This is a genomic window from Streptomyces sp. NPDC057002 (genome assembly GCF_042673825.1).
In the GTDB taxonomy this organism is placed as follows: domain Bacteria; phylum Actinomycetota; class Actinomycetes; order Streptomycetales; family Streptomycetaceae; genus Streptomyces.
The window spans coordinates 403,861-416,923 of the sequence record NZ_JBHURZ010000008.1 but is presented as its reverse complement, the minus strand read 5'-3'; the positions used below and the strand labels follow the sequence as shown (position 1 = coordinate 416,923).

The following is a 13,063-nucleotide window of genomic DNA, read 5'->3' as shown; positions in this document are numbered from 1 at the left end:
CGGCGCCGCTTGCTTGCCGCTCCGTACGCGGGAGGTGCGTTTCTGTACCGGAGCGGCAAGCCCCCAGGAATTCACCGCGCTCTCAGACGAGTTGGGGGAGTACCTCGGTCCCCAGCCGCCGTACGTTCTCCTCGGTCGCCGCCAGGTCCCCGGAGCCCTCGACGAGCAGGGCGAAGCGGGAGATGCCGGTCCGCTCGCTGGTCGCCGCCAGCCGGTCGGCGCACAGCCGCGGCGTCCCCACCGGGTGCAGCCCGCAGAGCAGTTCGGTGTACGCCAGCGGGTCGCGCATCCGGCGTGTGCGCCCGTCGACCGTGACATGCGCCTCCAGGCCCTGCTTCAGCCAGCCCGGCATCGCCTTCAGCAGCGTCTCCGCCGCGTCGACACGCCGGTCCGCGATCTGGCAGACGCCGGCCGACACATGGGACGCGCCGAGGATCTCCTCGGCGGGCCGGCCGCACGCCCGCGCGTGCTGCCGCCACAGGGCGACCATCTCGGCTTTCTCCTCGTCCCCCACATGCATCCCGAGCAGCATCGAGAGACCGCGTTCGGCGGCCAGCCGCACGCTCGCCGGGGAGGTGCAGGCGACGACCAGCTCGGGCCCCTGGACGTCGGTCAGGGCCTCCGACGGCCGGGGGACCACCGGGACTTCACGGAAGCGGAAGCGCTCCCCCTCGGCCGCCACGGACGGTTCGCGCAGCCAGCGGTCCAGGAGGTCGAGAGCCTCCGGGAACCCCTTCTCGTACGCCTCGAGGCCCGCGCCGAACACCTCCAGGTCCACCCACGGGCCACCGCGCCCGACACCCAGCGTGAACCGGCCGCCGCTCGTGTGGTGCAGCAGCGCGGCCTGTTCGCCGAGGGCCACGGGGTGGGCGGTGGGCAGGACACTCACCGCCGTACCGACCCGGATGCGGCGGGTGCGGCCGAGCAGTAAGGCGGCCAGGGTGATGGCCGACGGACAGGTGCCGTACGGCACGAAGTGGTGCTCGGCCAGCCAGACCGCGTCGAGCCCCGACTCCTCGGCCACCTCGGCCGAGCGGACCGCGCGGTGCAGCGCCTCTCCCTCGCCCTGACCGGGGAACTGGGCCGCCAACACGAAACTTCCAACGTGCATTGCTTTCCTGCTTCCTTGGCTCCGACACGGAGCTCCCCCACAGGGCATAACCGTCTGACACGTGCCGAGGACACGGCCGGGCGGAGTATTTTGCGGATTGTCTGCAGAATGGGGCGTTCCGCTGCGGGCCGGGGGAGCACCCGCCTCGCCCGGCGAGGGACTTGTCGCGATTGGTGCCGTACGCGTACCCTCGTCCGCGCCGCGTAGGCTGGACACGGCTCGTGCTCCCTGTATATCCCCGAGAGGTGTCCCGTGTCCCCGCGTCGTAACCGACCCAAGGATGCCGGTCCGTCCGGCCGGAGCGCCGAGGACGACAGCCCCGGACGCTACGGCGGCTGGCAGTCCTCGGAGAACTGGCAGGGCGAGAACTGGAGCGTGCGGCATGTGGCCGGCGCGAGCGCGCAGGGCAAGTCGTACCGCTGTCCCGGCTGCGACCAGCTGATTCCCGACGGTGTGCCGCACGTGGTGGCCTGGTCCGAGCACATGGGCGTCGACGACCGCCGGCACTGGCACAAGGCCTGCTGGAACGCGCGGGACCGCCGCACCCCGGGGGTGCGGCGGTCCCGTAACTCGCCCAGATTCTGAGGGAACTCAGACGTCCCGCTTCTCCAGCAGCGCGAAGGCGGCGGCGAACGCGACGGCCGTCGCGGCGAGGATGATCCACAGCGGGTCCCAGCCGGACGGGCCGGACTCGCTGAGGGAGTTGGCGTAGAAGATGCTCAGCTGGTTCGGGATGGAGTACTCGAACAGCGCGTCGCGCACGGCCCGCAGCGACTCCGAGAACATGAACAGCGCGATCACCAGCGGGGCGAGCACGGCGCCGATCATGATGGTGATGGCGCCCGCCGAGTGCCGGATGATCGAGCCGACGGCGAGCGAGAGCAGGCCCAGCAGCGCGACGTAGGCCGACATGCCGACCGTGGCCTTCAGCCACTCCCCGCCGGTGGGGGACTTGGCGCCGTCGCCCTCCAGCATGGCGACGTGCAGGAAGGCGACGAGGGACGAGGACACCAGCGTCACGACGAAGGCGACCAGGAAGAACACGATGGCCTTCGCCGCCAGCACCCGGCCGCGGCTCGGACACGCGACCATCGTGGTGCGGACCATGCCGGTGCCGTACTCCGAGGCCGTGGTCAGCACGCCCAGCGTGATGAGGCACATGCTGCCCAGCAGCAGCCCGAAGAAGCCGAGGCCGAGCGGGCTCTCGCCGGACAGGGCCGGGTCGGAGTTCGCCACCACCAAGCCGGTCAGCAGGCCGATGCCGACGACGAGCAGGACGAACACGCCGAGCGTCCACATGGTGGAGCGCACCGACCTGATCTTCGTCCACTCCGAGGCGATGGCGTGCCCGAGGTGCGTGCGCACGACCGGGATCGGGGAGGTGTAGCCGGGGTACGCCGAGCCGGAGGCGGGGTAAGCAGGGCCGGAGGCGGGGTGAGCAGGGCCGGAGCCGGGAAGCGCGGTACCGGGTGCCGCCGCCTGCCAGCCGGGCGCGGCCTGCGGTGTCTGGGGCTGGGGGCTGCTCATCGGGCGTCCTCGGGCTTGGTCAGGTCGGAGGTCGGGGCGGGAGCCGGCGCGGCGGCGGGCGCCTGCGGGGGCATGGACGGCTGTGCGGCAGCCTGCGCGGCCGGAGCGGCGGCGGGCTGAGCGGGGGCCTGCGGGGGAGCCTGCGGCGCCTGGGGCGCGGGCTGGGCGTACGGGTTGGGTGCTCCCGCGCCGGAGCTGCCGGGGGCGCCCGGAGCGGACCCGGGCGCGCCGGGAGTCCCGTGAGCCCCGTACGGGCCCGCCGGAGCCTGACCCGGTGCGCCCTGCGGCGGCATCGGGAGCGGCTGCCCGCCCTGCTGGGGCGGCGGCGGGGCGTACCAGTCCGGCTGGCCCTGCCCCGGCACCGGCATCGGCGGCTGCGCGCCGGGCGGCAGGGGCTGCTGGAGGCCTTCCTTCTGGTCGATGGTCGAGCGGTAGTCGACGGCGCCCTGCGTCATCCGCATGTACGCCTCCTCCAGCGAGGCCTGGTGCGGCGACAGCTCCCACAGCCGTACGTCGGCGTTGTGCGCGATGTCGCTGATGCGGGGGAGGGGCAGCCCGGTCACTCGCAGCGCGCCGTCCTGCTCGGGCAGCACGTGCCCGCCCGACTCGGTGAGCGCGGCCGACAGCTTCTCGCGCTGCTGCGGCTCGGTGTCGGGCGTGCGGACCCGCGCGAAGTCCGCGGAGTTCGCGGAGATGAAGTCGGTGATGCTCATGTCGGCGAGCAGCTGTCCGCGCCCGATCACGATGAGGTGGTCGGCGGTCAGCGCCATCTCGCTCATCAGATGGGAGGAGACGAAGACCGTACGGCCCTCCGCCGCCAGCGCCTTCATCAGGTTGCGCACCCAGAGGATGCCCTCGGGGTCGAGGCCGTTGACCGGCTCGTCGAACAGCAGCACCTGCGGGTCGCCGAGCAGCGCGGCGGCGATGCCGAGCCGCTGCCCCATACCGAGGGAGAAGCCCTTGGACCGCTTCCTGGCGACGTCCTGCAGGCCGACGACGCCGAGCACCTCGTCCACGCGCCGGGCCGGGATGCCGGACAGCTGGGCCAGGCAGAGCAGGTGGTTGCGGGCCGCCCGGCCGCCGTGCACGGCCTTGGCGTCCAGCAGGGCGCCGACCTGGCGGGGGGCGTTGGGCAGCTTGCGGTACGGATAGCCCCCGATCGTCACCTGCCCGGCCGTCGGGTTGTCCAGGCCGAGGATCATCCGCATCGTCGTCGACTTGCCCGAGCCGTTCGGCCCGAGGAAGCCGGTGACGGCTCCGGGCCGCACCTGGAAGGAAAGGTTGTACACAGCGGTCTTGTCGCCGTAGCGCTTCGTCAGGCCGACTGCTTCGATCATGCTCCGCACCCATCGCAAGGTTCAGGACAGCGGGGCACACGCCCCCCGTAAGGGTTAGGAGGATATCGAGGCGCTGACGGTTCCGCCCAAATCAAAGTAAAGGGTGGGGCCCCGAAGGGGCCCGACAGCCTCCCCACCCGGACTCTGTCCAGCCTAGGCGTCGCGCTTCTTCAGCAGCACGTACCCGCCGATCAGGGCCGCGAGCACCCACAGCCCCATGATCCCGAGGCCGCCCCAGGGCCCGTACGGGGTGTCGTCGTCGATCGGCGTGACCACCTGCATGATCTTGCTGCCGGCCTGGTCGGGCAGGAACCGGCCGACCTTCTTCGTCGCGTCGACATTGCCGAGGATGTTGGAGATCAGGAAGAAGAACGGCATCAGGATGCCCAGCGACAGCATCGGCGAGCGCAGCATCGCGGCGACGCCCATGGAGAACATCGCGATCAGGGCCATGTAGAGGCCGCCGCCGAAGACGGCCCGCAGCACACCCTGGTCACCGATCTCCGCCGCGTGCTCGCCGAGCATCGCCTGCCCGAGGAAGAACGCGGCGAAGCTGGTGACGAGCCCGACCAGCAAGGCCAGCCCCGTGGCCACCGCGATCTTGCTGAACAGGAAGGAGCCGCGCTGCGGTACGGCGGCCAGCGAGGTGCGGATCATTCCGGTGCTGTACTCGTTCGACACCACCAGCACGCCGAACACGATCATCGCGAGCTGGCCGAGGCTCATACCCGCGAAACTGATGAACGTCGGATCGAACTCCGCCCGGGCCTGCGCGTTCATGCTGTCGAACTCGTTCTTCGACAGCGCCGAGATCAGCATGCCGAGGGCGACCGTCACGACCACCACCAGCGAGAGCGTCCACACCGTGGACGCCACTGACCGGATCTTGGTCCACTCCGACCGTACGACCTGGGTCGTCGCCATGCTCAGCCCCTCTTCCAGCCGTCGCCCCACTGCTGCTGCTGTGGCGGCTGAGGGCTCGTCTCGCTGTGTGCGTGGTACTCCACCGACTCCGCGGTCAGCTGCATGAACGCCTCCTCCAGCGAGGCCTGTTGCGGGCTCAGCTCGTGCAGCGTCAGGCCGTGCTGCGCCGCCAGCTCGCCGACGTGCTCGGCCTTGCCGCCGTCCACCTCCAGCACCCCGTCACCGCTCTCCACGGCCACGATCCCGGCCTGGTGCAGCACATCGAGCAGCCGCTCCCGCTGCGGGCTGCGGACCCGGACGTACGACCGTGAGTTGCGCGCGATGAAGTCGGCCATGGAGGTGTCCGCCAGCAGCCGCCCCTGCCCGATGACGACGAGGTGCTCGGCCGTCAGGGCCATCTCGCTCATCAGATGGGAGGAGACGAACACGGTCCGGCCCTGCGCGGCCAGCGACTTCATCAGGGTGCGGATCCAGTGGATGCCCTCGGGGTCGAGGCCGTTGACCGGCTCGTCGAACATCAGGATCCGCGGGTCGCCGAGCAGCGCGGCCGCGATGCCGAGCCGCTGCCCCATGCCCATGGAGAAGCCCTTGGTCTTCTTCTTCGCGACCGCCGTCAGCCCGACCGTCTCCAGCACCTCCCGCACCCGGCCGCTCGGAATGCCGTTGCTCTGTGCGAGGCACAGCAGGTGGTTGTAGGCGGTGCGCCCGCCGTGCCAGGCCTTCGCCTCCAGCAGGGCGCCGATGTACGTCAGCGGGTCCTTGAGCTGCTGGTAGTGCTTGCCGTCGATACGGACGTCGCCGGCGGTGGGGTGGTCAAGACCGAGGATCATCCGCATGGTTGTGGACTTCCCCGCGCCGTTGGGCCCGAGAAAGCCGGTGACGATGCCTGGTCTGACGGTGAAGGACAGGTTGTTGACCGCCACCTTCTCGCCGTAACGCTTGGTCAGCCCCTCGAGCTCAATCATGCCGCCACGCTAGAACGTGACAAAGCCCTCTGCCACCCGAGCGGCAGAGGGCTTTGCGGAGATTCAGACTCCGTATGCCCCGGTGTTACCGGGACTGCTGGGCCGGGACCCCACGGGAGATCGGCTCGTCCTCGGCCGGCGTACCGGCGGCGGCGACCGCGGCGCCCGTGAGCGTCGCGAGCATCTCGCGGACGTTCGTCAGCTGGGCGTTGATGCTGTCGCGGCGGTTGGTGAGGGCGGCCAGCTCGCGCTCGGATTCCGAACGGATGCGGTCGGCCTTGGCGTTGGCGTCGGCCACGATGTCCTCGGCCTGGCGCTGGGCCGTCTCCACCGTCTGGCGGGCGCGGCGCTCGGCATCCGTGCGCAGCTTCTCCGCCTCCAGGCGCAGCTGCTCGGCGCGGTGCTCGATCTCGGCGAGGCGCTTCTCGGCCTTGGCCTGACGGGACGCCAGGTCGCGCTCGGACTGCTCCCGGCGCTTGGCGAGGTTCGTCTCGAAGTCCGCGGCCGCCTGCGCGGCCTTGGCGCGGGTCTCCTCGAAGAGGGCGTCCGCCTCCTCGCGCTTCGACTGCGCGTCCTTCTGCGCCTCGGAACGCAGCTGGGAGGCGTCACTCTTGGCCTTCTCGACGATCCGCAGGCCCTCGTCCTCGGCCTTGGCCTTGCGCTCCGACGAGTACGCCTCGGCGTCGTTGCGCACCTGCTGGGCCGCCGACTCGGCGAGCTCACGGTGCTGCTCGGCCGCCCGCCGGGCCTCCTCGCGCAGGTCCTTCGCCTCCTCCTCGGCGAGGCGGAGAATCTTCTCCACGCGCGCACCGAGACCCGCGTACGACGGCTCGGCGTCGGTGACCTGGGCCTGGGCGTTCTGCGTCTCGAGGTGGAGCTCTTCGATGCGCTTTTCCAGAGCGGTGATGCGGGCGAGAGCGCTGTCACGGTCGGAGACGAGCTTGGAGATACGTTCGTCCACCTGAGCGCGGTCGTATCCACGCCGCACAAGCTCGAAGCCGTAGGGGGAAGTGTCGCTCATGGGGTTCCTGTCGAATGAGACCGGTGAGGTGATAGGTGGAATCCTAGGGGCCGAAACGGTGTGTCATCGAGCGGATGCGCGTTTGATCTGGAAAATGAGACCCCTTTTGGGTGGCTAAGCGGCAGAGGGCTTGCCAAAACTCGGTCAAAGCCCCGCAGGGGCGCCCCAACACCCCCGCGCAGCCATGCCCGAAGCGTCCGTCCAAGTGTGGCACGGGCCGCCCGACGGCCCTAGCTCTCCGAGGACTTGCCACCCGAACGGGGTGCGCCGACCGTCGCGCCCGCCTTGACTCCGTTGTCCTTGCCCCCGGCCGGTGCCTCGAAGGACTCCAGCGCCTCCAGGACGTCCTGGACACGCGAGATCTCGGCGTTGATGTCCTCGCGGCGGCGGACCAGGACCTCCAGCTCGCGCTTGCCCTCCTCGACCGTGCGCTTCGCCTCGCGGATCGCCTCGGCCTTGAGCTCCTCGGCCTCCCGGACCAGCGTGGACTTCTTCTGCTCGGCCTCCTTGAGCAGCCCCTCGGCCTTCTTCACCGCGGCGATACGGACCTTGCCCGCCTCGGAGTTGGCCTCCGAGACGATCTCCTTCGACTTCGCCTGCGCCTTCGCGAGCTGCTCCTCGGCGGCCTTGACGAGCGCGTCGCAGCGGTCGCCCGCCGACTTCATCGTCTCGGCCGACTCCCGGCGGGCCCGCTCGTGCAGCTCCTCGATCTCACCCGTGATGCGGTCGCGCAGCTCCTCGGCGCGCTCCCTGATCTGCGTGGCGTCCCGACGCGCGCCGACCAGCAGCTCGTCCGCGTCCGTACGGGCCTTCTCCACCAGCGAGTTGCCCTCGACCGTCGACTCGGACACCAGCCGGTCGGCCTCCGTGCGGGCCGCGCCCACCATCGTGTCGGCCTGCGACTCGGCCTCCGCCGTGGTCTTGTGCGCCTGCTGCTGCGCCTCGCTCAGCAGCTTGTCGGCCTCGGCCGTGGTCTCCGTGATGAGCTTGTCGACCTGCTCGGCCGCCTCGGAGCGCCGCTTGTTGGCGTCCTTGCGGACCTCGTCCAGCGTGCGGTCGGCCTCCTCGCGCGCGGTGGCGACGAGCCGCTCCGCCTCCGCCTCGGCCTCGGCCTTGACGCGGCCGGCCTCGCTGCGCACCCGCTCGGCGTGCTGCTGCGCCGAGCCGACCGTCTCGGCGGCCTCGGCCCGCAGCCGCTCCGCCTCGCCGGTGGCCTCCCCGACCAGCTGGTCGGCCTTGGCGACCGAATCGGCGCGGACCCGCTCGGCCTCGTTCAGGGATTCGGTGCGGACCCGCTCGGCCTCGGCGACCGTCTCCATCCGCAGCCGGTCCGTCTCGGTGACCGTCTCGGTCGTGAGCCGCTCCGCCTCGTTGCGCGCCTCGGTGATGAGGGTGTCCGCCTGCGTCGCCGCGTCCGACCGGATGCGGTTGGCGTCCTCACGGGCGTCCGCCCGGGTGCGCGAGGCGTTCTGCTCGGCCTCGGCGATGGCGTCCGACGCCTCCGTGCGCGCCCGCTGGGCATGCTCGGAGACCTCCGTACGGATGCGCTCCGCCTCGGAGATCGCCTCGGACATCGTGCGCTCGGCGAGGGCCTTGGCGGCCTCGGTCTCCTCGTGCGCCTCGCGCCGCAGCCGGCCGGCGTCCTCGCTCGCCCGCTCCCGCTCCGCGTAGGCGTCGGTGCGGACCCGGTCCGCCTCCTCCTGGGCCTCCCGCCGCGTGCGGTCCGCGACGTGCTCGGCGGCGCTGCGCAGCCCGGCGATCTCGTCCTGCGCCTGCTCGTGCAGCCCCGCGACGGAGTCTCGTACCTGCTGGGCGTGCTGCTCGGCGGCCGACACCATCTCCGTGGCCCGCCGGTCCGCCTCCTCGACCAGCCGTACGGCCTCGGCCTGCGCCTCCTCCACGCGCTTGCGCGCCGAGGCCAGCAGCTCCTCGCTCTGCTCGCGGGCCCGCTCGCGCTCCTGGTCGGCCTCCTGCCGGGCGCTGCCGAGCAGCTCCTCGGCCTCGCGGCGCCGGCGATTGGCCTCCTCCTGGGCGGCGGCCAGCGTCTCGGACGCCTCCGTGCCGAGCCGCTCGGCGGCGGCCTGTGCCTCCGCGCGCATCCGGTCGGCGCTCTCCTGCGCCTCCGACTTCAGCCGCTCGGCCTCGTTCGAAGCCTCCGAGCGCAGGCGTACGGCGACGGCCTCGCCCTCGGCACGCGACGCGGACGCGTCGGAAGCGGCCTCGTCGCGCAGCCGCTCGGCCTCCGTCTCGGCCTGCTGCTGGAGCGTACGGATCCGCTCCGCGGCCTCGGCACGCAGCCGCTCGTTCTCCTCGGAGGCCTCGCGGCGGATCCGGTCGGCCTCCTCACGGGCGTCCGACAGCGCCTGCTCGGCGGCCGTCAGCCGCTCCTCGGCCTCCGTCTGGAGCCGCGTCAGCTCCCCGGCGGCCTCCTCGCGGCGGGCCTCTATGGCGCGCTCGGTCTCCTCGTGCAGCTCCACCGCCGCGCGCTCGGCGTCCGCCTTGAGGCCCTCGGCCTGCTCGACGACCTCCTCGCGGTGCCGCTCGGCCTCCTGCCGGGTGCGCTGAAGGGTCTCCTCGGCCTGCCTGCGCAGCGTCGTCGCCCGCTCGATGGCCTCGGTGCGGACCTTCTCGCTGTCCCCCTGGGCGTTCGTGCGCAGCTCGTCCGCGTCCGCCTTGGCCTTGGCGAGCAGCTCCTCGGCGGACCTCGCCGCCTCCTCGATCTGCGCCACGGCCTCCTTGCGGGCCTCGGCACGGATCTTCTCGCCCTCTTCGACGGCGTCCGCCCGCAGCTGCTCGGCGTCGCCGCGCAGCCGGCGGGCCTCCTCCTGCAGCTCGACCGTCTTGGCGCGGTACTCCTTGGTGTCGTCCTTCGCCGTGCCCTTGAGCTCCTCGGCGATGTCGTGCGCCTCGGCGCGCAGCCGGTCCGCCTCGGCCTCGGCCTCCGAGCGGATCCGCTCGGCCTCCTCGGCCGCGGCCTTGGTGGTCTTCTTGGCGTCCTCGGACGCCTTGTTGAGGACCTCCTCGGCGGTCCTGGCCGCCTTGGACAGCTGGGTCGCGGTCTCCTCGGCGGTGGACGTACGGGCGTTCTCGGAGGCCTCCGCGACGATCTTCTCGGCCTCGGCACGGGCGTCGGCGACGAGCTGCTCGGCCTCGGACTTGGTGTTCTCGGCCTCCTTCGTGGCCTCCTGCACCAGCCGGGCGACCTGCTCCTTGGCGGTGCGCGTACGCGTCTCGTTCGCGGACTCGGCACTCGACAGGGCCTTGGCGGCGGCCTCCTTGGCCTCCGTGACCAGCTTCTCCGACTCGGTCTGCGCCTTGCGCAGCGCCTCCTCGGCCTCGGCCATCCGCTGCTCGGCGGCCTTGCTCAGCTCCGTGGCCTCGCGGCGCGCGGACTCCGACTCGGTGGCGGTGGACGTCCGCAGCTGCTCGGCGTGGTCCGTGGCCTCCTGGGCCTGCGAGGAGGCCGCGTTGAGGAGCCGCTCGGCGTCCGTGCGGGCACGCCGAAGGATCTGCTCGGCCTCGGCCCGGGCCTCCTCGGCCGAGTTCGTCAGCCGCTGCCGGGCCTCGCCGGCCAGCCGCTCGGCCTCCGCGCGGGCCGTGGCCATGGCCTGCTCGGCCTCGGCCCGGGACTCCTCCAGCAGGCGCCGGGCCTGCTGCTCGGTGCGGGCCCGCAGCTGCTCGGCCCAGGCCACGTTCTCGTTGACGTGCGACTCGACCGTCTGGCGGCGCTCGGCCAGCTCCTGGTCGAGCTGCTGGCGGCGGGTCACCGCCTCCTGGTGCAGCTCCGACTGGAGCCGGGCCGCCTGCTCGGCGTGCTCCTGGAGGATCCGCTGGGTCTGCGCCCGCGCCTCGCTCAGCTCACGGTCGGCGTCCGTCCGGATCTGGTCGGCCTGCATCTGAGCGTTGCGCAGCAACTGCTCGGCCTGCCAGCCGATGTCGCCCCCCTCGAAGGAGGGCCGGGACATGATGGTGCGCCGTGCCTCGTGCAGCTTGGCACGCAGCACCTCGACCTGGTAGCCGAGGTCCTCGGCGTGCTGGATCGCCTTTTCCCGCTCGGTCTTCAGCCGCTTCATCTCGGCTTCGAACCGAGAGAGGTGGTCGACGTCAGCCGCCGGCTCTCGCTCCTGGCTCTCGTAGCCCCGCACTGCGCGGTCCCATCCGTCCCCTGGTCGCAACTCTCTCCAAACGAGCTCCGTCCATCCGCCGAACGGGGCCCCCGGGGAATGGTGTCAGATCATCGGCGGAGCATGGGCTGCTGCCCCGACGCTCGTCCCCCGAAACCCGGACCCCGGAATGCGGTCGCCGCAGATTGAGCGGTGACCGCACCCAACCCTACCGGCCCTTATGTACGAGGGTCAGTGCTCAGGTGACTCAACAGGCGCCGAAGTGACCAGTTCTGTCAGTACGCCATGACAGTCCTTGGGGTGCAGGAAGGTGATCCGTGACCCCATGGAACCGCGTCGCGGCTCTTCGTACAGCACGCGTACGCCCTTGTCGCGGATGTCGGCTGCCTCTCCGTCCACATCCGCCGTACCGAAAGCGATGTGGTGGACGCCCTCGCCGTTCTTGTCGAGCCACTTCGCGACGGTGGAGTCCGGGCGGGTGGGTTCGAGAAGCTGCAGGTACGAGGCGCCGCCGTCGGACGTATCGTTGATCTTGAGCATGGCCTCGCGCACGCCCTGCTCCTCGTTGACCTCGGAGTGGAACACCTCGAAGCCGTAGGTGGCACGGTAGAACTCGACGGTCTTGTCGAGGTCGAAACAGGCGATTCCGATGTGGTCGATTCGCGTCAGCATGGATTCAGTGCAGCGCTCCGGAGGTGGTTACGCAACGTGCGCGCGATCACACCGACAGCCCGATGACGGGGTGGAGTACCGGTCAGTACATTCGAAGTAAACCCTCGTTCACTCCTCGGCTGTGCAGCCGGTAAGGGGATTGCGGCTCATGTCTTCTGCAACGACCAGCTCGGTGATCGTCTCGGGGGCGCGTACGCCCATGGGACGGTTGCTCGGATCGCTCAAGTCCTTCTCCGGAGCCGACCTCGGCGGCTTCGCGATCAAGGCCGCCCTCGACCGTGCGGGAATCGGCGGCGACCAGGTGCAGTACGTGATCATGGGGCAGGTGCTCCAGGCCGGGGCGGGGCAGATCCCGGCGCGCCAGGCCGCGGTCAAGGCCGGCATCCCGATGAACGTGCCCGCGCTGACGATCAACAAGGTGTGTCTGTCGGGCCTGGACGCGATCGCGCTGGCCGACCAGCTGATCCGCGCGGGTGAGTTCGACGTGGTCGTCGCCGGCGGCCAGGAGTCCATGACCAACGCCCCGCATCTGCTCCCCAAGTCCCGTGAGGGCTTCAAGTACGGCGCCGTCGAGATGATCGACGCCATGGCCTACGACGGGCTGACCGACTCCTTCGAGAACGTCGCCATGGGCGAGTCGACGGAGAAGCACAACACCCGGCTGGGCATCGGCCGGCCCGAGCAGGACGAGATCGCCGCGCAGTCGCACCAGCGGGCCGCGGCCGCGCAGAAGAACGGCCTGTTCGACGCCGAGATCACGCCGGTCGAGATCCCGCAGCGCAAGGGCGACCCGGTGCTGTTCAGCAAGGACGAGGGCATCCGGGGCGACACGACTGCCGAGTCCCTCGGGAAGCTCCGTCCGGCGTTCGCCAAGGACGGCACGATCACCGCCGGCTCGGCGTCGCAGATCTCCGACGGCGCGGCGGCCGTCGTGGTGATGAGCAAGGCCAAGGCCCAGGAGCTCGGCCTGGAGTGGATCGCCGAGATCGGGGCGCACGGGAACGTGGCCGGTCCGGACAACTCGCTGCAGTCCCAGCCGTCCAACGCGATCCTGCACGCGCTGAAGAAGGAGGGGCTGGGCGTCGAGGATCTCGATCTCGTCGAGATCAACGAGGCGTTCGCGGCGGTGGCCGTGCAGTCAATGAAGGATCTTGGGGTGTCCACCGAAAAGGTGAATGTCAACGGTGGTGCCATCGCCCTGGGTCACCCGATCGGGATGTCCGGTGCGCGTCTCGTGCTGCATCTCGCGCTGGAGCTGAAGCGGCGGGGCGGTGGCGTGGGTGCGGCGGCGCTGTGCGGTGGTGGTGGTCAGGGTGACGCGCTGATCGTGCGGGTGCCGAAGGGCTGAGCAGCGGGTTTTGGCACTTCGCCTTTGCCTTCGC

Annotated in this window: 10 protein-coding genes; 2 read left to right on the top strand and 8 right to left on the bottom strand. The window is 71.1% G+C overall.

Annotated features, from left to right (window positions below; genetic code table 11):
- Nucleotides 1-82 precede the first annotated feature (82 nt).
- Nucleotides 83-1,111, bottom strand: a complete 1,029-nt coding sequence (locus tag ACFT32_RS35030; RefSeq protein ID WP_382497298.1) for an LLM class flavin-dependent oxidoreductase — start codon at nt 1,109-1,111, stop codon at nt 83-85.
- 252 nt (nt 1,112-1,363) lie between these two features.
- Here ACFT32_RS35030 and ACFT32_RS35025 point away from each other — a divergent pair, with 252 nt between their 5' ends.
- Nucleotides 1,364-1,696: an ATP/GTP-binding protein gene (locus tag ACFT32_RS35025; RefSeq protein ID WP_382497296.1), complete on the top strand. Its 333-nt coding sequence runs from the start codon at nt 1,364-1,366 to the stop codon at nt 1,694-1,696.
- 6 nt (nt 1,697-1,702) lie between these two features.
- Here ACFT32_RS35025 and ACFT32_RS35020 read toward each other — a convergent pair whose 3' ends face one another.
- The 7 genes from ACFT32_RS35020 to mce form a co-directional block, all read right to left on the bottom strand.
- Complete coding sequence (locus ACFT32_RS35020) at nt 1,703-2,638, bottom strand: ABC transporter permease (RefSeq protein ID WP_382497294.1); 936 nt, start codon at nt 2,636-2,638, stop codon at nt 1,703-1,705.
- Nucleotides 2,635-3,975: an ABC transporter ATP-binding protein gene (locus tag ACFT32_RS35015; RefSeq protein WP_382497292.1), complete on the bottom strand. Its 1,341-nt coding sequence runs from the start codon at nt 3,973-3,975 to the stop codon at nt 2,635-2,637. The genes ACFT32_RS35020 and ACFT32_RS35015 overlap by 4 nt, the downstream gene beginning before the upstream one ends.
- 153 nt (nt 3,976-4,128) lie before the next feature.
- Nucleotides 4,129-4,899, bottom strand: coding sequence for an ABC transporter permease (locus ACFT32_RS35010; RefSeq protein WP_382497290.1), 771 nt, complete (start codon nt 4,897-4,899; stop codon nt 4,129-4,131).
- Between the two features lie 2 nt (nt 4,900-4,901).
- The gene (locus tag ACFT32_RS35005) at nt 4,902-5,864 is read right to left on the bottom strand and encodes an ABC transporter ATP-binding protein (protein ID WP_382497289.1); all 963 of its coding nucleotides are present in this window, start codon (nt 5,862-5,864) and stop codon (nt 4,902-4,904) included.
- 85 nt (nt 5,865-5,949) lie between these two features.
- Nucleotides 5,950-6,885, bottom strand: a complete 936-nt coding sequence (locus tag ACFT32_RS35000; RefSeq protein WP_189723252.1) for a cellulose-binding protein — start codon at nt 6,883-6,885, stop codon at nt 5,950-5,952.
- 230 nt (nt 6,886-7,115) lie between these two features.
- Nucleotides 7,116-11,030, bottom strand: coding sequence for a polarized growth protein Scy (scy, locus tag ACFT32_RS34995; RefSeq protein ID WP_382497286.1), 3,915 nt, complete (start codon nt 11,028-11,030; stop codon nt 7,116-7,118).
- Between the two features lie 210 nt (nt 11,031-11,240).
- Nucleotides 11,241-11,681 (bottom strand): methylmalonyl-CoA epimerase, encoded by a 441-nt coding sequence (gene mce, locus ACFT32_RS34990; protein WP_367320744.1) that lies wholly within the window; start codon nt 11,679-11,681, stop codon nt 11,241-11,243.
- A gap of 148 nt (nt 11,682-11,829) precedes the next feature.
- Here mce and ACFT32_RS34985 point away from each other — a divergent pair, with 148 nt between their 5' ends.
- Nucleotides 11,830-13,029, top strand: a complete 1,200-nt coding sequence (locus ACFT32_RS34985; protein ID WP_382497284.1) for an acetyl-CoA C-acetyltransferase — start codon at nt 11,830-11,832, stop codon at nt 13,027-13,029.
- The last annotated feature ends 34 nt before the right edge of the window (nt 13,030-13,063 follow it).

What these genes read in the sequence shown, in the direction of transcription:
- ACFT32_RS35015 (WP_382497292.1), bottom strand. Translation starts at nt 3,975, where the DNA reads ATGATCGAAGCAGTCGGCCTGACGAAGCGCTACGGCGACAAGACCGCT.
- ACFT32_RS35020 (WP_382497294.1), bottom strand. Translation starts at nt 2,638, where the DNA reads ATGAGCAGCCCCCAGCCCCAGACACCGCAGGCCGCGCCCGGCTGGCAG.
- mce (WP_367320744.1), bottom strand. Translation starts at nt 11,681, where the DNA reads ATGCTGACGCGAATCGACCACATCGGAATCGCCTGTTTCGACCTCGAC.
- ACFT32_RS35010 (WP_382497290.1), bottom strand. Translation starts at nt 4,899, where the DNA reads ATGGCGACGACCCAGGTCGTACGGTCGGAGTGGACCAAGATCCGGTCA.
- ACFT32_RS35030 (WP_382497298.1), bottom strand. Translation starts at nt 1,111, where the DNA reads ATGCACGTTGGAAGTTTCGTGTTGGCGGCCCAGTTCCCCGGTCAGGGC.
- ACFT32_RS35000 (WP_189723252.1), bottom strand. Translation starts at nt 6,885, where the DNA reads ATGAGCGACACTTCCCCCTACGGCTTCGAGCTTGTGCGGCGTGGATAC.
- ACFT32_RS34985 (WP_382497284.1), top strand. Translation starts at nt 11,830, where the DNA reads ATGTCTTCTGCAACGACCAGCTCGGTGATCGTCTCGGGGGCGCGTACG.
- ACFT32_RS35005 (WP_382497289.1), bottom strand. Translation starts at nt 5,864, where the DNA reads ATGATTGAGCTCGAGGGGCTGACCAAGCGTTACGGCGAGAAGGTGGCG.